This window comes from Deltaproteobacteria bacterium IMCC39524, from assembly GCA_029667085.1.
Taxonomy (GTDB): Bacteria; Desulfobacterota; Desulfuromonadia; order Desulfuromonadales; family BM103; genus M0040.
In genome coordinates this window covers 64,413-83,277 of the sequence record JARUHJ010000007.1, presented here as the reverse complement: position 1 = coordinate 83,277, position 18,865 = coordinate 64,413, and the positions used below count along the sequence as shown (strand labels likewise).

The following is an 18,865-nucleotide window of genomic DNA, read 5'->3' as shown; positions in this document are numbered from 1 at the left end:
TCGCCAGAGTTACCGGATGGGGTCAAGAAAATTGATTGAGCCTCTCGTCCTCTTCGAAAAAAAACCATCCAGACTAACCGGCACCGATTATGGCTTCTGCCGCTCGGTTAACGATCTTATTCTGCCATTGATTATCAACGACAACCAACGCTTCTGACACGGCGTTGATTATTGCTCGTAATTGCTCTTTTCCTGAACTGGCCTCATTCAAGGCAGTGCGCAAAGCCATGGCTGTTTTGGCTCGATTCTGGACTTCGACCAGTAAGTCTTCGTTGACTCTCTTTATGCGATAGGTCTGTCAAAAAATAGATTAAAATCTATCGCTAAATACTGTCTACCTTAGGTAACGGTGTTGTCAAAAAAGTTGAAATACTGCCATTTCACGATATAAATTGCTGAAATAACCGTAAGCAGAAAAAAACGGCTGGCCGGTCAAGTTACAGGCTCATAATGATAAAAATCATAGAATCAGGCGTAAAACGCCTCGATATCCACTCATGGAGCCCCTCCCCACAGAGAAGAAAAAGCAAGACCTGTTCCTTAAAATATGTTATGAATATGCCCGATTTAATTTGATGTAAAAACGAACTACCAGAGGAGGTTTCAATCATGGGAATCATTGACGTGCAAAAAGCGATCAAGGACTCCATCCAGACGGAAAAGGACGCCATGGATTACTACAAGTATGGCGCGGAACGTATGGCTGAAGATAGAGCTCGGCAGACATTTGAGATCCTTGCTCGTGAAGAATATCAACATGCCGAATCTTTTTATAGAATCTACTCCGGCGATGACATTCCTTCTTTTCAGGAATTCATGAATGCACCACCAAACACGGATTCCTCGTGGTGGAAGAACCTGCAGAGCTTGTTAGTCCAAGATTTTGACGAGCGCAAGGCGCTGGAGCTGGCGATTGATCAGGAAGAGGCCCTGGAGAAAACCCTCCGCGAGATGGCCGCCCAGATTGATGACCCAGACATTTCGAGGGTCTACCTGGCGAACGCTACATCAACTCATAACCACCTTGAACTGGTTGAAGAAGACTACAAAGCCATGCTTGGCATGAGCGGCTGATTCTTCTCAAAGATGCATATAAAAAAAGCAGAAAAGGCTGTTCTCAACTGAGAGCGGCCTTTTTAATTGCAGTGTCCCGTCCTGAAATAAGCTTACAACTAGGGGGCTTATTTATGGGCATCAAACCCAACAAGGACATTTCAAACCTTCTCTTAACGCTAGGTCGCAAAGGAAAGTCTAAAATTGGGCAAGGGATTATAGATCAAAAACAAAAAGCCCCGCAACTCGCGGGGCTTTTTCGATTATTTGGTTTATTCCTAGTTAAACATCTTGGCGCCAAGGTAGGCGAGTGCCGGCCAGGCAATCAGTACGGCCGAGACAAAAGCAAAAACTCCGAGGACGCCCATAACTGCGATGGTGTAACTGGCCTTAACATTACTAACGATATTGGCTGCGCTTCTCATGATATCTCTCCTGGGGAAACTCTCTTTGCTGAGAGTGTTGGTTGTTAAAGTCTGATCCTAGTTAAACAGCTTCGCACCGAGGTAAGCGAGAGCAGGCCAGGCGATCAATACAGCAGAGATAAAAGCAAAGATGCCGAGCATGGCAATGATCAGAACCATGTAACTACTTTTTACGATATCGATAAAATTGCTTTGAGTTTTCATGACGACCTCCTGTCGGTTGGGTTTTAACGTTGCTCCTTACTCTTGATTAAACTTTTAACATTAAATAACTTTCATGTCAACTAACAAATTAAAAAAAATTCATACTTTGTTAATATTTGCAACTATCCGTTTTTAAGAGGTATTCGCCTATTCATGGTTGGGAAATGGTGTTTTTTGCTCTGTTTTACATTATTATTTTTAACTTTTTATTAATAAAAACCAATAATGCTTGCCTGGATCAGGAGCAGAACCCGTCGTCTCCGGACAAAAATTTATTCTTCTTGAGACGAAAGAAGACTGATGACTACTCCATTCTGCTTAAAATTTAACTTGCGCCTCTCAAAGGCACTCATTTAATATGAAACCCCTTGGGTCATAGATCCTTTCGTTCAGCAATGGTATGAGGGCACTTCAAACAAACCAAAAATGTAACAGTGCACAACATGTGGGGAGCACGACTCTGCAGCATATCGCCATTGTCAGCCCCCAAGCAGAACAGCAAGGAATCATAACAAGCCGGATTAACAACTAGCACCTGCGGCTCTCTTTGCAGGCCAGAGACACAACAGAAGGAAGGGTTCATTATGAAAAAAATCTTCACCCTGCTTTTAATGCTCGCACTTCCCTTTGTATTTTTCACAAACGTTGTTGCCGACAACACGCAGGGGCAAGGCATCTATATGAACTTTTGCGCGCCCTGTCATGCCAGCGGCGTTGCAGGCGCGCCCAAAACCGGCGACAAAGCCGCCTGGCAGGACCGTATTAACAAAGGGGAAGAAGCGATGGCCGCGCTGGCGATCAAAGGTTTTCAAGGATCAAGCGGATTCATGCCAGCCAAAGGCGGCAACAGTGCGTTAACAGACGAAGAGGTAACCTCTGCAACAACCTACATGGTCGAACAAAGCAAATAGACAGAAACTGCTTACCCACTAATTTGGGACGGGTGAGACCTCTGACCAATGGCAAGACCCGGCTTTCTGTAGAAGCCGGGTCTTGTACCTATCCTTGAATTTAAGACTTAGAGAATCTCGAATTGAGTTAAGCCTTAAAGATATCAGTCAAGTTATCGATTACCCCACCGAATTGATTGTTCCAACAAAAAATAACGTGTTATCTTGATCTTTCGCCTTTTTTTAATGATTGAACACATACAACTGTCGACAGAGACAGAAAAACATAGCGCGGAGCACCATGACACAAGAATCATCCCTCTATCAGCTGAAACGACCGGCTCGCTACCTGGGCGGAGAACGGGGTAGCATCCGTAAAGAGTGGGCGCAGGTCGAGGTGACCTTTGCTCTGGCATTCCCCGATGTCTACGAAGTCGGCATGAGCCATATCGGCTCAGCCATCCTTTATCGGACACTCAACGACCACCCATGGATTGCAGCAGAACGAGCCTATACCCCCTGGCCCGATCGTGAGCAACAGTTACGAGATGCGAAGCGCCCCCTCTCCTCCCTGGAAAATGGCCGCAGCCTCGCTGATTTCGACATTGTCGGTTTTTCTCTGCAATACGAGCTCTGCTACTCAAATGTCCTCTCAATGCTCGACCTGGCAGGTTTGCCAATGAGGGCCACAGAACGTGACGAGCAGGCCCCCCTGATTATCGTTGGTGGCCCCTGCGCATTCAACCCTGAACCTCTTGCTGACTTTTTCGACTGTGCCGTTATCGGCGATGGAGAAGAAGTCGTCGTTGAACTATGTGCTGCTGTCCGAGCCAGCAAAGCCTCTGGCGAGAACCGTGCTGAGCTTTTGAAGCGGCTGGCTGCCATTGAGGGAATTTATGTTCCTTCTCACTTCATTGTCAGCTATCAAGCAGATGGTCGCATCGAAGCGATCACCGCAAAAGATCCACAGCAACCGAAAGTTCGCCGCCGGGTCCTCGCCGACCTCGACTCCGCGCCCTACCCGGAACAGCCGATCGTGCCTTTTTTAGAGACGATCCATGACCGGGTCGCCATTGAAGTCGCCCGTGGCTGCACCCGGGGCTGCCGCTTTTGCCAGGCCGGCTACATCTACAGGCCGGTCCGCGAACGCCAACCGGACACCATCCGCAACCTGATCGATCAGCTACTGAACCACTCCGGATACGATGAGGTCTCTCTGTTGTCCCTGTCGACCGGTGACTACAGCGCTATCGAGACCTTAATGCAGAACCTTATGGGTTGTTACGCCGACCAGAGCATTGCGGTTTCCTTGCCCAGCCTGCGCGTTGGCTCCCTGACACCGGAGTTGATGAACGAAATAAAGAAGGTGCGAAAAACCGGCTTCACACTGGCCCCAGAAGCTGGCAGCGAAAGGCTGCGACAGGTGATCAACAAGGGGATCAATGCTGAAGATTTGGTTGACAGTGCCACCGCGGCCTTTGAACTCGGCTGGAGAATCATCAAGCTGTACTTCATGATCGGCCTGCCAACGGAAACGGACGAAGACCTTGACGCGCTCGTTGAACTTGCGGCCAGAGTCAAGAAAGCCGGCAAAGGAACGCAGGGTGGAGCAGATGTCAACGTATCGGTTTCAACCTTTGTGCCCAAAGCACATACCCCTTTTCAGTGGGAAGCACAGATAGGCTACGAAGAAACAATAGCTCGCCAGGAGATGCTGCGTGGTGCGCTGAAGAAGAAACGCCTGCGCCTGAAATGGCATGACGCCGAGCTTTCTTTTCTCGAAGGAGTCTTCGCCCGTGGAGACCGTCGTCTGGGTGCGGTCCTGGAGGAGGCGGTGAAACAAGGTTGTCGTTTCGATGGCTGGAGAGAGCACTTTCGCTACGACATCTGGATGGAAGCCTTTGTCAAAGCTGAGATTGATCCCGCATGGTATCTGCGCCAGCGTCTGCCGGGAGAAATCTTCCCCTGGGAGCATATTGATGCCGGAGTCAGCAGGGATTTCCTTGTACGGGAACGTCAAGCCGCCCTGCTCGGCAAAGCAACCCCGGACTGTCGCAACGGCCAATGCAGCTACTGCGGCCTCTGTGACTTTGAAACCGTCAAACCAAGGCTCGCCGACATAAACCGGCTACAAACGCCAGAGGCAGCAGAGCCAGAGGGACCAACAGAGCCAACGCTCCTGCCCAAGCTGCGCCTGACAATAACCAAAACCGGACGCACAGCCAGCCTGAGCCACCTTGAGTACATGACCCTGATCCACCGTGCGATTCGTCGAGCGGACCTGCCGATTAAATACTCTGCGGGCTTCCATCCGGCACCGCGCATCAGCTTTGGAGACGCCCTGCCTTTGGGAGTTTCAAGCGAAGCTGAACTTATCGATCTGGAGTTAAGGGAGCCATGTCTCGCTCAAGAGGCGCTAACTCGGCTTAACCGGGAGCTTCCCGAAGGAGTCGAGGTGTTGGCCGCGACGAGTTGGCCACGCAAAGGGGAATCACCGGCAAACAGCCTCTTTACCGCGACTTTCAAAGTCCCGCTTCCAGAAGATACAGAGGAGCACCTTGAGAAAAGACTGACCGCTTTCCTCGAGCAGGAGACGGTTCTGACCACAAGGATGAAAAAAGATCGCCCCGTGGAGATCAACCTGCGCCCCTGGGTTCATAATCTGAAACGACAGGACAACCTTTTGTGGATGGACATGCATTGCGGCAGTCCACTCTTCCTCGCGGCATTCCTGTTGGACAAAGATGTCGAAGAGGTACGATCACTCGGCATATGCAAAACCGCCGTCGAGTTGAAAGAACAGGATAGCCAGTTAGATTAAGAAAGAGAGTGGCAGGCACTGTCGCGAAGCACTCAAGCCTGCGGACGAAGCCGTCAAGAGACCCTGTCTTATTGAGCTCCTGCGGGTCGGAGAAAACAAATTTACGCATTTGCAGTTTTCACATATTAAACCATTTAAACTTTTAATCTTGAAGGAGACAGCCCATGACCAAAGAACTGGTCATCAACACCACGTCCCATGAGACGAGGATTGCCCTCCTGGAGAGCGGCCACATTGCCGAGCTCTACATCGAGCGCAACCGTGAACTGGGAATTGTCGGCAACATCTACCGCGGCAGAGTCATCCGGGTGCTCCCTGGCATGCAGGCGGCCTTCGTTGATATCGGTCTGGAGAAAGCAGCCTTCCTCTATGTCGCCGACGTTCTCGATGAGATGGAAGCCGTAGAACATTATGTCGAGGTTGGCCATCGTCACGATCAGCACAGTGAAGAGACGAGCGAAGAGCGCCCGCCGCTACCGCCGATCGAAGAACTGCTGCAGGAAGGCCAGGAGATCCTGGTTCAGGTTGCCAAGGAACCGCTCGGCACCAAGGGTGCACGCATCACGTCGCACATCTCACTGCCGGGACGCAACCTGGTCTATATGCCGACGGTCGACCATGTCGGAATCTCCCGCCGCATCGAGAACGAGGAAGAACGGGATCGCCTTAAGCACCTGATCGATGTCATGCGCCCGGAGGGGACCGGTTTCATCGTCCGCACCGTGGCCGAGAGCCGAGACGGTGAAGAACTCAAGGCCGACATGGACTATCTGGTCAACCTCTGGGAAAAAATCAGTGAGCACTGCGAAGACAAAGGCGCACCCTGCCTGATCCATTCGGATCTCGATGTCACCAGCAAGGTTTTGCGCGACATCCTCACGGAAGACGTCTCGCGGATCATCGTTGACAGCCCTGTCGAGTTCGACAAAATCGGCAGTTTTCTGAACACCTTTATGCCTGGACACAATTTCCAGGTCGACCAGTACAAAGGCGATGAGCCGATCTTTGACAGCTTTGGTCTCGAGGTGGAGATCGCCCGTGCGCTGGGACGAAAAGTCTGGCTGAAGAGCGGCGGCTACATTATTATTGAACAGACAGAAGCTCTTACGGCAGTCGATGTCAACACCGGGCGCTTTGTCGGCAAACACAATCTCGAAGACACGATTCTCAAGACCAACCTCGAGGCAGTCAAAGAGGTTGCCTTCCAGTTGCGCCTGCGCAACATCGGTGGTCTGATCATTATCGACTTTATCGATATGGAGAAAGAGGCCCACCGTGAGAAGGTGCACGGCTCACTGGAAGAAGTCCTCAAAAACGACAAGTCGAAAACCAACATTCTCAAGATCTCGGAACTTGGACTGGTCGAAATGACCCGTAAGCGGGTTCGTGAAAGTATCGGCCGCACCCTGTGCGAAGCCTGTCCTTACTGTGACGGCAAAGGGTATGTGAAAAGCCGCACCACCACCGTTTATGAAATTTTCCGTGAGCTGCAACGAGAGATGGGGCCTGCACCGGGCTACCGCATGACCCTCTTGGTTCATCCCGACATTGCTTCACTCCTCTATGATGATGAACGCCACGGCATCGAAGAGTTGGAGAAAAAGTTCGAAAAACAGATTACGATTACGGCACGCCAAAGCTTTCACCTTGAGCAGTTTGAAATTATTGTCGGCTAAGATTTTTTCTTGACATGCTTATACCGACGGACGTATAAGTACCAGTTCCTGAACGGACCAAGGTCCGTAATCCAAGGAACGAAAGCGAGGTGTATAGGCTATGTACGCGGTCATTAAAACCGGAGGAAAACAGTATAAAGTTTCCGCAGGCGACCTTCTTAAGGTCGAAAAACTTGCTGGTGCGGTGGGTGAAACCATCGAACTGGACGAAGTCCTCATGGTTGGCGGAGAAGAGGTTAAAATCGGAACACCTCTCTTACCTAATGCGAAAGTAACAGCAACGATCGTTGAGCAGGGTAAAGATAAAAAAATCCTGGTCTTCAAATCGAAGCGTCGTAAAAACTATCGCAAGAAGTACGGCCACCGTCAGCCCCTCACCCGTCTCAAGATAACGAATATTGAAGCTTAAGGAGTAGACTCATGGCTCACAAAAAAGGTGTCGGCAGTACTAGAAACGGCCGAGATAGCGCAGGCAAACGCCTCGGAGTCAAGCGTTACGATGGCCAACTGGTAACAGCCGGATCAATTCTGGTTCGCCAGCGCGGCACGACCATTCACCCCGGCAACAATGTCGGTTGCGGCAAAGACTACACTCTCTTTGCCCTGGTTGAAGGCAAGGTCAAATTCGAACGTCTCGGCAAAGACCGCAAGAAAGTTAGCGTCTACGCTTAAGGTCAGACTCCCGAACAACTTGAAAAACCCGAGGTTCTTTAGTGAGCTTCGGGTTTTTTATGTTAAGACTTTAAATAATGGAGAAGGATTCAAGGACAATGGTTAAGGGCCTCCCCCTGAACCTTTTACCCCTTACCTGAGCCTGTTCACATGAAATTCATTGATGAGGTCAACATACACGTCAAGGCTGGCGATGGCGGTCGCGGCTGCCTTTCCTTCCTCCGCGAAAAGTTTGTCCCCCTTGGCGGTCCTGACGGCGGTGACGGCGGTCGTGGCGGTGACGTCCTGCTTGAAGTGGATACGGCCCTTACGACCCTCCTCGACCTGCGCTACAAACATCACCTTAAGGCCAAGAATGGCATCCCCGGCATGGGCAAGAACAAGCACGGCAAAAGTGGTGAGGACCTCGTTATCAAGGTTCCGCCAGGGACCCTGGTCTACGACGACGAGACAGGCGAGCTGCTCGCCGACCTGACCAAAGCCGACCATGGCTTTCTGCTGCTCAAAGGCGGCCAGGGCGGTCGTGGAAATGCCCGGTTCCTGACCTCCACCAATCGTGCGCCCCGTCACACTCAACCCGGGATGCCCGGTGAAGAACGCATTCTGAGACTGCAGCTCAAGCTGCTCGCCGATGTCGGCCTGGTTGGCTTACCCAACGCCGGGAAATCGACTTTGATTTCATGTATCTCGGCAGCTCGCCCCAAGATTGCCGACTATCCCTTCACGACTCTGGTGCCAAATCTCGGCGTAGTCAAACATGGCGACTTTCGTTCCTTTGTTATGGCGGACATCCCCGGCCTCATTGAAGGCGCTAGTGACGGCCATGGCCTCGGCGCGCGATTCTTGCGACATATCGAGCGCACTGACCTCTTTCTTCATCTCGTCGACCTCTCCTACTTACAGGAAGGTGACCCGATTGAAAACTTCGAAAAGATCAATCATGAACTCGAACGTTTCAAGCAGGAATTGAGTGAACGTCCCATGCTGGTAGTCTTTACCAAGCAGGACATTACCGAAGTTCGTGAAAAAACCGAGGAAATTCGCGCCGAGTTCGAACAGCGCGGCTTCAAGACTTTCGCCATCTCCGCGGTGACCAGAGAAGGCCTCCCCGAGCTCGTCACGATCATCGCCAGCGAACTTGATCGTATGCGTCAGGCCGACCCGCTTGACAGCTCTAGCGACGAAGGGTAAAGTTTTCAGTCTTTTCAACAACTTCTACAAGTAGAGTACAATGCGCACAATTCTTCTGGCACATGTCAAACGAGTCGTTATCAAGATCGGCAGCGGCGTCATCTCGAACGGTGATGGCCTCGACCTCGATCGGATTGCAACCATCTGCGAAGATGTCCACAAACTTCGCCAGCGTGGTTACGAAGTCATCCTGGTTTCTTCTGCTGCGGTCGCGGCAGGCAAAGCGGACCTGGGCATTGTCGGCAAGCCGAAGACGATCCCTCTGAAGCAGGCCGCTGCAGCCATTGGTCAAAGTCGCCTCATGCGCGCCTACAAAGATTCGTTACGCCAATACGACCTCAAAGCCGGCCAGATTCTCCTGACACGCGATGACCTCGCTAACCGCCGCCGCTACCTCAATGCACGCAACACATTGATGACTCTGCTCGAATACGGCATTGTACCGATTATCAACGAGAATGATTCAGTCGTGGTTGACGAAATCCGTTTCGGCGACAACGACAATCTCTCTGCCATGGCCACCAACCTGGTGGAAGCCCAGCTTCTGGTCATTCTCTCCGATGTTGATGGACTCTACGACAGTGACCCGCGCAAGAATCCAGATGCGCGACTGGTTTCAGAAGTCGAACGTCTCACCCCCGAGATTGAGGCCATGGCCGGCAACGAAGACACGGACCTCGGTACCGGCGGTATGACCACCAAGCTCAAAGCCGCCAAGCGAGCCACACTCTTTGGTGCGGGTACGGCCATCATCAACGGCCGCACACCCCACAATCTGCTCTATCTTTTCGATGGCCATGAACTCGGCACCTACTTCCTGCCAGCGCGCGACCCGATGGCCGCCCGCAAGCACTGGATCGCCTTCACCAAGAAGCCAAAGGGCAAGCTGATCCTCGACCATGGCGCACAAGCGGCCGTCACCGAGCGCGGCAAAAGCCTCCTACCTTCAGGCATTTATCAACTTGAAGGTACGTTTGAGCGTGGCGACGCCGTACGTATCTGCGATCTGGATGGCATCGAATTTGCCAAGGGCGTTACCAACTACACCTCAGCAGAGCTGGTGCGAATCCTCGGCAAAAAGACCAAAGAGATTGAAGGGATCCTCGGCTACCAGTATGGTGACGAGGTCGTTCACCGCGACAACATGGTGATCAACACATGAAGGAGCAAACAAGATGAACGTAGCTGAACAGATGCTGAAGATCGCGCAGGAGGCCAAAGCGGCGTCCCGGATGTTGGCCAGTCTCTCCTCCGCAGTCAAGAACGAACTGCTGCAGAAGATGGCGCAGGCGCTTATAGACCATACCGAACAGTTGATCGAGTCCAACGAAAAAGACCTGATGGCAGCCCGCGAAGAAGGGCTGGCGCCGGCCATGGTCGATCGCCTGACTCTTGACTCGCAACGCATCCGCAGCATGGCAGACGGGCTACGTGAAGTCGCCGACCTTCCTGACCCGGTTGGCGAGATCACCGGCATGTGGCGTCGTCCCAACGACTTGCAGATCGGCCGCATGCGCATCCCGCTCGGCGTGATCGGTATCGTTTACGAATCTCGTCCCAACGTCACCGCCGACGCTGCAGGCCTTTGCCTGAAGAGTGGCAATGCTGTGATTTTGCGTGGCGGCAAAGAAGCGATTCACTCTAACCTGGCGATCGGCAGAATCCTGAAAAATGAATTGGAGCGCATGCGGCTGCCAACGGCGGCCCTGCAAGTAATCGAAACAACCGACCGAACCGCGGTGCTCGAACTACTCAAGCTGGAAGAAGAGATCGACCTGATCATTCCACGCGGTGGCGAAGGCCTGATTCTTTTTGTCAGTGAGAACTCCCGTATCCCTGTCATCAAACATTACAAGGGCGTCTGTCATACCTTTGTCGATGCCAGCGCCGACTATGCCAAGGCGGAGAGCATCTGCATCAACGCCAAGGTTCAACGCCCAGGCGTCTGCAACTCCATGGAGACGCTCCTTATCCACCAGGACATCGCCGAAACGTTCGTCCCCTATATCGCTTCGGCCATGCGCGCCCAGGGTGTCGAACTGCGCGGCTGCGAAACAACCAGAGAGTTTGCCCCGGAGGCACAACCGGCCACCGAAGAGGATTGGCACGCCGAGTACCTGGACCTGACCCTGGCGGTGCGAGTTGTCGAGAGTCTCGATGAAGCAATTGACCACATCCAGACCTACGGCTCGCTACATACAGAGGTCATCGTCACCCGCGACTACGAGAATTCACAACGATTCCTGCGCGAAGTCAACTCGAGTGTCGTCATGATCAACGCCTCATCGCGTTTTTCCGATGGCAATCAATTTGGGCTCGGTGCAGAAATCGGCATTTCAACCACAAAGCTGCATTCATTCGGCCCTATGGGACTCGAAGATTTGACAACGCGTAAGTTCATCGTCCTTGGTGACGGTCAGATTCGATCCTGACAAAAGCAGGACTGAACAGACAAGATCTTACTTCAACGCAGAGACACTCAGCTGCAGAGAGAATTTTTCTGACGGCGCCGAAAAGAATGGTGCTTTCTCTGCGGCTCAGCACCTTCGCGTTAAAAATTATGACCATTTTGCCTTGGACTTAAACCATGAAGACCGGCATCCTCGGCGGCACATTTAACCCGATCCACCTCGCTCACCTGCGCATTGCGGAAGAAGTGCATCAGACGCTTGAACTCGACAGAACACTTTTTATTCCGGCAGCAGAACCTCCCCACAAAGATGTCGCCGGCGAGGTTTCCTTCGCCCACCGTCTCGCCATGGTCGAGGCTGCAATTAAAGAGTACCCGGCCTTCCAGGCCTCCGATCTCGAACTGCAGCGGAGTGGCAAGAGCTTCTCCGTCGACACCTTGGAGATTTTGCGCCAGGAGGACCCGCAAGGGGAACTTTACTTCATCATTGGCCTCGATTCTTATCGTGACATCGCTTCATGGAAAAATGTTCCCCGCATTTTCAGTCTCTGCCACCTGGTTGTAACAACCCGTCCTGGCGTCGTAATCAAGGATTCTCTGCAGCCCCTCTCCGTTGCGATGCACAGAGACTTCTGTTACGATGAAGATGCAAAAAAAATACGCCACAAATCAGGCAATTATCTGATTTTTCTGGAAGAGACCAGACTCGACATCTCATCAACACAGATTCGTGCGCTGAAAAGAAAAGGCCAACCGATTGAGCACCTGGTTCCTGCTGCCGTCGCAACCTACATTGAAGAGAATGGCCTCTATAAAGAGAGCCCGCATCAATAAAAGAAGCACACTTTAAGCAGAAAAAACCTAACACAGGGAGTCACTAATTTGTTATCGCAAGACCGGGCGCAAAAATGCGCCGCTTTAGCCCTCGACAAAAAAGCATTTAACGTCCGCGTTCTCGACGTTCGTAAGATTTCATCACTAACCGATTTTCTTGTCCTCGCTTCCGGCAGCTCGGATCGCCAGGTCAAAGCGGCCGCCGAATCGGTACATCTCGGCCTGAAAAGCGAACACGCTACCATGCCGATCGGTATTGAGGGCCTCAACGAAGGCCGCTGGGTACTGATCGACTACGGTGATGTCATGGTGCACGTTTTCCACGAACCGGTTCGACTCTTCTACGACCTTGACGGTCTCTGGTGTGACGCTGAAGAGGTCCCGATTCAGGAAGACGCTATGGCGGGCCAGGAAACCCCGTGAAATTAAGCCTGCTCTGTGTCGGTCGCCTTAACCTGCCGTTCGCGAATGATGGCTGCGCCGAATTTACCGGGAGGTTGAAACGTTACCTGCCCCTCGTCATCCATGAGATCAAAGAGCATAAGACGGGACGCAAACAGGACCTGCCACGCATCGTTGCTACAGAGGGTGAAGCTCTCGGGCAGAAGATCCCGCCCGGAGCCTTTGTGATTGCACTGGACCAGGGCGGCAAGAAGCTAAGTTCTGAGGGGCTTGCAGACCTGATGCAAGATCACATGCTGCGCAGCATTCCGGAATGGACGCTTTTAATTGGTGGCCCCTATGGCCTGAGTGACTCCTTGAAGAAACGGGCAGACCTGACCCTCTCCCTGTCACCCATGACCCTGACTCATCAGATGGCACGCCTGCTGCTGCTTGAACAACTCTACAGATGTTGTACGATTATTCGCAACGAACCCTACCACCACCAGTAGCAGAAAGATTGTTCCATCAACCCTTTTTAAGTGATTTTTTCTTCGCCAGAAAGCCGTCTTTTGTGGTTAACTGACAGACCATACAATTTTCAGACATGTTAAGGAGAGTAGCATGAGTAAACGTTTCGACCAGGTCAAAGAGCAGTTACTGAAAGAACGCCAGAACCTTCTGCAGGAAGTCAGCAATTCCTATGAAGCCTGCCGTGAGATTGGTCAGGATGGCGTACCTGATATCGGTGACATGTCCTCTGCAGCCTACAGTCGCGACGTCCTCTTCAACGTCAGCGAAACGCAACGTCAGCGTATCAACGACATCGATGTAGCCCTGAATCAGATTGAAAAAGGCGAATATGGCATCTGCATGAGCTGCGGCGAAAATATTTCACCCCGGCGGATGGAAGTCAGGCCATTTTCCCGTTATTGTATAGAATGCAAAACCGACATTGAAAAATTTGGTGAATAACCTGATCTTAAGTGCTTCATGACGATAAGCCTACCGGGAGGGTCACAATGATTTATCTGGCAATATTAACCTTCGTTTTTGTTATTTTTGCATTCTGCTTCCTCTACTTCTGGGGCATCAACCCGGGAGATATGACAGTCTTCTACGCGGCAGGCGAGGGACTGACCTTTCCGGCTCCAATCATTATCATCGGCGCGATTCTGATCGGCTTGCTGCTGGGCAACGGGCTGCATATTCTGAGTCTTATCGCTCATTCATTTTCTCATTGGCGTCGCGACCAGAGCCAGAAAAAGGCCCAGGAGACAAATGCCATTTATCGCGAAGGCGTCGGCCGGCTCCTCTCCGGCGACCTGAAAAAAGCGCGTACCCTTCTAAACAAGGCCATTGATCGTGACCCCAAACGGGTCGACACTCTGATCGCCATGGCCAACCTGGCCGCCCAGGAGGGTAACTCCACGGAGAGCCTTGGCCTGTTGCGAAAAGCAGGGGATCTGGACCCGAAAAGTCTCGAGGTTCTTTTCAAGACGGCAGCGATCCAGGAAGAGACCGGCCATGATGATGAGGCCATGGCTTCTTACCAGGAACTTATTAGCCGCGAAAAGGACAACCGTAAAGCGCTTCGCTCTCTGCGAGATCTCTACATCAAGCACGACCGCTGGCAGGAGGCTCTTGAAACCCAGCGTCAGGTGCTCAAGGCCGGACCGGGCGCTAACCGCGTTGCCGATGAGAAAGCCCTGCTTCTCTACCTGCGCTATGAAGTGGCCAGCCAGTCAATATTGAACGGTTCTGCAGATCAGGCTAAATCGGAACTGAAGGACATCCTGCGCCAGGAGCCTGACTTTGCTCCGGCGCAAGTCTCCCTTGGTGATGCCCTGGTCGCTTTAAACCAGGGAGACGACGCGGTCAAAATCTGGCAGGAAGGCTACAAGAAGCTTGGCAAAGGTGTTTTCCTCGAACGTCTTGAGGACTACTTCATGGAGCGTGAAGATCCTTCTTCACTCCTGAACTTCTTCCGCAGCGAAGTCCTCGAGCAAGGTGATGATCTCATGTTCCGCCTCTTCTATGGCAAGCTCTGTCTTCGCCTGGAAATGGTCGACGAGGCCAAAGAGCAACTTCAGGCGGTCGAGAGTTCCGGCGTCGAATCCCCTCAAGTGCATCTCCTGCTTGCAGAAACCTACCGTCGCTGCCGCGAGCCGGAGCAGGCCATCAGTGAATACAAAAAGGCTCTTGGCATCTCCAAACGCCTGCACCTGAACTTCGTCTGTGAAAAATGTCAGCACGTTTCTGCCGAATGGAACAGTCGTTGTCCAGCCTGCGGCGAATGGAATGCGAGCAGTCTGGTCGATCGCAAGCTGATTCAGGATGCACGTCCTCTCGCTCTCGACAAGATGGTCATCCATCACGGCGAGCAAAAAGAATGGGCAGGTGCATGAAAAAACCGGTAGCACTGATCATTCTGGACGGCTGGGGAATTAACGAGAATTGCGAGAACAACGCCGTCTGCCTGGCAAAGACTCCACGCCTGGATGATCTGTTTCAGAGCTACCCGTCGACCTGGCTGAATGCCTCGGGCCTCAATGTCGGCCTGCCGGAAGGGCAGATGGGCAACTCGGAGGTCGGACATCTCAATATCGGCGCCGGCCGTATCATCTACCAGGATCTGACCCGCATCAGTCAGAGCATTGCCGAGGGAGATTTCTTTACCAATCGGGTCCTGCTCGAAGCCCTGCAGCAGATCCACAAAGCTGGCGGCAAACTCCACCTGATGGGGCTGCTCTCAGACGGCGGCGTCCATTCGCACAACACCCACCTCTACGCCTTGATCGAACTGGCTAAACGCCAGGGAGTTGAAGCCTGCATCCACGCCTTTATGGATGGTCGAGACACGCCTCCGCAGAGCGGAGCAGAGTATCTCGCACAACTTGAAACGGAGCTAAAGCGCATCCAACACGGGCAACTGGCAACCGTCATCGGCCGCTACTACGCTATGGATCGAGACAATCGCTGGGATCGTGTATCGCGAGCATGGCAGGCGATAACCCTCGGCCAGGGGCACGCGGTCAATTCAAGCGCTGAGGCGATCGAAGCGGCCTACGCGGCCGGCCAAACCGATGAGTTTGTCGAACCACAGGTCATCCAAAAAAATGGCACGCCGGTCGGCCCCATCAATGATCAGGATGGCATCATCTTTTTCAATTTCCGCGCAGACCGGGCCAGAGAAATCACCCGTCCCTTCACACAAAAAGACTTCAATAAATTTGAACGTGTGCAAACACCTCAACTCTCAACCTTTGTCTGCCTGACTGAATACGATGAAACCTTTGACCTGCCGATCGCTTATAGCACCGAAAGTTATCCCAAGATTCTCGGCGAAGTTGTTGCAGCCGCCGGGATGAACCAGTTGCGGATTGCCGAGACCGAAAAATATGCCCACGTCACCTTCTTCTTCAACGGTGGCATCGAAGCTCCTTTTAACAACGAAGATCGCGCACTGATTCCATCACCCAAAGAGGTCGCTACATACGACCTGAAACCCGAGATGAGCGCTCCTGAAGTCACCGAAGAGGTTATCAGACGTATTCAATCAGAACACTATGATCTGATTATCCTGAACTTTGCCAACCCAGACATGGTGGGCCATACAGGAGTTCTGCCAGCGGCAATCAAGGCTATGGAAACGGTTGACCTCTGCACCGGTCGAGTTATTGATGCTTTGCTGGCGACAGGAGGCTGTGCTCTGATAACAGCTGACCACGGCAATTGCGAAAAGATGCTCGATGAAAACGGCACGCCTCATACCGCGCACACGGCAAACAGGGTTCCGCTCATCTTCGTTGACGCTGCAAAACGCGACTGCAGTCTTCAGCCCGGCATCCTTGCTGATATTGCACCCACCATTCTCAACCTGCTGGGCCTCGAAGTTCCTGCTGAGATGACAGGCACGAACCTTATTTCATAAAGTGTAGTAAGTTATCATACCTCTGGGGGGGGGGGGAATCCATGTGGGTCAACTTGCGTCGTGCACTATCGGCAGGTATCGACCTGTTTTTACCACCGGCCTGCCTGCTCTGTGGACAGCTTCTGCCCCCAGGCTTCGACCCGCAGGAATTCTGCGCAGAATGTCAGGCAAGCATGCCGCCCCTGGGGAGATCACACTGCAGTTGTTGCAGCCAACCTTTCCCCGCATCTTCATCACAACATCTCTGTGCAACTTGCCTGCAGCGACCAGCTGCCTTTTCAACCGTCCACGCGGCCTGCTCCTACCAGGAGCGCGTCAAAGACGCCATCCATCAGCTAAAGTATCGCAACCAGGTCAACCTGGCAGAGCCCCTAGGAAAACTTCTCGGCAAATCGCTTGAGGTTGCTGAAGTCGGCTTCAAGCCAGAGTGTATTATTCCGGTCCCCTTACACCCCGGTCGCTTGAAAAAACGTGGCTACAACCAGGCGCTTGAAATCTCTCGGCCGCTGGCCAGAAAGATGCAGGTTCCTATCGATACCACTCTTTTACAACGCACCCTTAAAACACCGCCACAGCAAGGGCTGACCGCCGCAGAGAGAAGAAGTAATCTACGCAACGCTTTCATAGTCACCACAACACCCTCTGCACGAAACATCTTACTGGTCGATGATGTTATGACGACCGGTGAAACAGTCCGTGAGTGCAGCAGGGTTCTTATGAAAAACAATATTGCTGAGGTTCAGGTTGCCGTGATCGGACGCGCTTGAAAATCGGGGATTGTGACGCACAGAGCATTAGTGATAAAATCTTAAACCTAAGGAGTTTATCTTCCTAATGTCAAAAGCCAGTGCCATCATAAAAAACATCTCCCTTGAGCAAGCCCTGACGACTATACCCAGCGGCCTGTTTGTCGTCGACACAGAGATGCATATCGTCTACTGGAATCCTGCCGCGGAGCGGATCACTGGTTATAGTGCCGAAGAAGCCGTCGGAAAGCATTGTTCTTTTTTGCGAGGGATTCCCTGCGAGGAAAGATGCGGGCTTTTTCACTCCGACACCCCTAAGCCGATCATTGGTGGCAGATGTACAATCATTACCAAGTCGGGCAAAACGGCTCAACTGATCAAGAATATGGAGTTTCTTCGCGACGCTGACGGTGAAATTGTCGGCGGCATCGAATCGTTCAACGATCTTTCTCAACAGTACGCATTGGAAGAATCTTTGCGCGAACAGGCGACGACGCTGGAAGTCAGGGTCAATAAGCGCACAGAGGAACTCAAGAAGAGCGAACAACGCTTCCGTATCGTCCTTGACAACATGGACGACTTGGCCTACATCGCCAATGAAGACCTCATGCTCACTTTTATGAACCGTGCCATGCTGGAGTCTTTCGGGGATCGCGTTGGAGAATCTTGCCATGAAGTCCTCCACAACGAAAAAAATCCCTGCTCATGGTGCCCTATGGACAAGATCTTCAAGAACCGCACGGTCCGTGACGAACGCAAGCTCGGCGGGCACGAGAGAACCTACGAAATTGTACACACACCCTTGCCGGCAGAAGACGGCATCAGGCAGAAGCTTGCGGTCTGCAGAGATATTACCCTACGCAAAAAGACGGAAGACGACCTGAAAGAAGCCAATCGTGAACTGGATGCTTTTGCACATTCAATTTCCCATGACCTACGCGGTATTCTCGCCCCGGTCGTCACCTACATGGACTTCCTGAGCATAACCTACAGCGAGGTCTTTGACGACCAGATCCTTCAGATTCTAGGTGAAGTCGAACGCCAGAGTGAGAGGGCCATCGCGCTCCTTGATGATCTTCTGGACCTCGCACAGGTCAGCCACGTTAAAGCCGGCGACAACCCGACAGATGTCAATATGATCGTGAATGAAGTCGTTCGCGAACTGACCCTCAACAATGAGGACAGCCTGGATATCATTGCCGAGAAACTGCCCCAGACGTGGCTTCCCGAAACCCTTGTTTACCAGATTTTCATCAATTTACTGAGCAACGCCAACCACTACGTACCGAGGGAAAGTAGCGCCATCGAAATAGGCAGTTGGGATGAGAGCAAGAGTACCACCTACTTTGTTCGCGACTTCGGTCCGGGCGTTCCTGCGAAGGAACGGGAAACCATTTTTGAGATTTTTTCCCGTGGCAAAAGAGCCAAGGGACAACGCGGCACCGGTGTCGGCCTCGCCATTGTGCGTAAAATTGCCTTGCGCTGCATGGGCCAGGTTTGGGTTGAACAAACGCCCGGTGGGGGCGCAACCTTCTGCATCTCTTTGCCGAAAGCACCGGCCTTCGGAGAGAAACCCAATTAACCCACCCTCTCAAATCCGTACAAAACCAAAGGGATGACCAACGCCC

At 52.3% G+C, this 18,865-nt stretch carries 20 protein-coding genes; 17 read left to right on the top strand and 3 right to left on the bottom strand.

The genetic code is table 11. From position 1 onward, the window contains the following. Positions 1–73: 73 nt before the first annotated feature. Entirely contained in the window at positions 74–229 is a 156-nt protein-coding gene (locus P9J64_15470) for a PAS domain-containing protein (protein MDG5469720.1), read from the bottom strand. A 380-nt stretch (positions 230–609) separates the two neighbouring features. Here P9J64_15470 and P9J64_15465 point away from each other — a divergent pair, with 380 nt between their 5' ends. After that, entirely contained in the window at positions 610–1,074 is a 465-nt protein-coding gene (locus P9J64_15465) for a ferritin family protein (GenBank protein ID MDG5469719.1), read from the top strand. Between the two features lie 257 nt (positions 1,075–1,331). On the opposite strand, the gene P9J64_15460 is transcribed toward P9J64_15465, so the two are convergent. Further along, positions 1,332–1,478, bottom strand: a complete 147-nt coding sequence (locus P9J64_15460; GenBank protein MDG5469718.1) for a hypothetical protein — start codon at positions 1,476–1,478, stop codon at positions 1,332–1,334. 57 nt (positions 1,479–1,535) lie between these two features. Then, positions 1,536–1,682, bottom strand: coding sequence for a hypothetical protein (locus P9J64_15455; protein MDG5469717.1), 147 nt, complete (start codon positions 1,680–1,682; stop codon positions 1,536–1,538). 584 nt (positions 1,683–2,266) lie between these two features. Between P9J64_15455 and P9J64_15450 the strand changes: the two genes are divergently transcribed. The 16 genes from P9J64_15450 (at position 2,267) to P9J64_15375 (ending at position 18,819) form a co-directional block, all read left to right on the top strand. Beyond that, on the top strand, positions 2,267–2,593 hold the full coding sequence (locus tag P9J64_15450) for a c-type cytochrome (GenBank protein ID MDG5469716.1): 327 nt from the start codon (positions 2,267–2,269) through the stop codon (positions 2,591–2,593). 280 nt (positions 2,594–2,873) lie between these two features. Beyond that, on the top strand, positions 2,874–5,393 hold the full coding sequence (locus P9J64_15445) for a TIGR03960 family B12-binding radical SAM protein (GenBank protein MDG5469715.1): 2,520 nt from the start codon (positions 2,874–2,876) through the stop codon (positions 5,391–5,393). Positions 5,394–5,557: 164 nt separating this feature from the next. Beyond that, positions 5,558–7,069: an Rne/Rng family ribonuclease gene (locus P9J64_15440; GenBank protein MDG5469714.1), complete on the top strand. Its 1,512-nt coding sequence runs from the start codon at positions 5,558–5,560 to the stop codon at positions 7,067–7,069. 100 nt (positions 7,070–7,169) lie between these two features. Continuing rightward, a complete protein-coding gene (gene rplU, locus P9J64_15435) occupies positions 7,170–7,478 on the top strand; it encodes a 50S ribosomal protein L21 (GenBank protein ID MDG5469713.1) in 309 nt (102 codons plus the stop codon). Between the two features lie 11 nt (positions 7,479–7,489). Further along, complete coding sequence (rpmA, locus tag P9J64_15430; GenBank protein ID MDG5469712.1) at positions 7,490–7,741, top strand: 50S ribosomal protein L27; 252 nt, start codon at positions 7,490–7,492, stop codon at positions 7,739–7,741. 150 nt (positions 7,742–7,891) lie between these two features. Beyond that, positions 7,892–8,932 carry a GTPase ObgE gene (gene obgE / locus P9J64_15425; protein MDG5469711.1) on the top strand — a complete coding sequence of 347 codons (1,041 nt, stop codon included), beginning with the start codon at positions 7,892–7,894 and terminating at the stop codon, positions 8,930–8,932. Positions 8,933–8,972: 40 nt separating this feature from the next. Beyond that, positions 8,973–10,094, top strand: coding sequence for a glutamate 5-kinase (proB, locus tag P9J64_15420; GenBank protein MDG5469710.1), 1,122 nt, complete (start codon positions 8,973–8,975; stop codon positions 10,092–10,094). A gap of 13 nt (positions 10,095–10,107) precedes the next feature. Continuing rightward, on the top strand, positions 10,108–11,364 hold the full coding sequence (locus P9J64_15415; GenBank protein ID MDG5469709.1) for a glutamate-5-semialdehyde dehydrogenase: 1,257 nt from the start codon (positions 10,108–10,110) through the stop codon (positions 11,362–11,364). A gap of 155 nt (positions 11,365–11,519) precedes the next feature. Further along, the gene (gene nadD / locus P9J64_15410; protein ID MDG5469708.1) at positions 11,520–12,176 is read left to right on the top strand and encodes a nicotinate-nucleotide adenylyltransferase; all 657 of its coding nucleotides are present in this window, start codon (positions 11,520–11,522) and stop codon (positions 12,174–12,176) included. A 48-nt stretch (positions 12,177–12,224) separates the two neighbouring features. Next, a complete protein-coding gene (gene rsfS, locus P9J64_15405; protein MDG5469707.1) occupies positions 12,225–12,599 on the top strand; it encodes a ribosome silencing factor in 375 nt (124 codons plus the stop codon). Beyond that, a complete protein-coding gene (locus P9J64_15400; GenBank protein ID MDG5469706.1) occupies positions 12,596–13,069 on the top strand; it encodes a 23S rRNA (pseudouridine(1915)-N(3))-methyltransferase RlmH in 474 nt (157 codons plus the stop codon). The genes rsfS and P9J64_15400 overlap by 4 nt, the downstream gene beginning before the upstream one ends. 112 nt (positions 13,070–13,181) lie before the next feature. Next, positions 13,182–13,532: a TraR/DksA C4-type zinc finger protein gene (locus P9J64_15395; protein MDG5469705.1), complete on the top strand. Its 351-nt coding sequence runs from the start codon at positions 13,182–13,184 to the stop codon at positions 13,530–13,532. A gap of 47 nt (positions 13,533–13,579) precedes the next feature. Then, a complete protein-coding gene (locus tag P9J64_15390) occupies positions 13,580–14,965 on the top strand; it encodes a tetratricopeptide repeat protein (GenBank protein ID MDG5469704.1) in 1,386 nt (461 codons plus the stop codon). Continuing rightward, entirely contained in the window at positions 14,962–16,491 is a 1,530-nt protein-coding gene (gene gpmI / locus P9J64_15385; protein MDG5469703.1) for a 2,3-bisphosphoglycerate-independent phosphoglycerate mutase, read from the top strand. The genes P9J64_15390 and gpmI overlap by 4 nt, the downstream gene beginning before the upstream one ends. A 41-nt stretch (positions 16,492–16,532) precedes the next feature. Beyond that, positions 16,533–17,258, top strand: coding sequence for a ComF family protein (locus tag P9J64_15380; protein ID MDG5469702.1), 726 nt, complete (start codon positions 16,533–16,535; stop codon positions 17,256–17,258). 67 nt (positions 17,259–17,325) lie between these two features. Further along, positions 17,326–18,819, top strand: coding sequence for a PAS domain S-box protein (locus P9J64_15375; protein ID MDG5469701.1), 1,494 nt, complete (start codon positions 17,326–17,328; stop codon positions 18,817–18,819). Positions 18,820–18,865 lie beyond the last annotated feature (46 nt).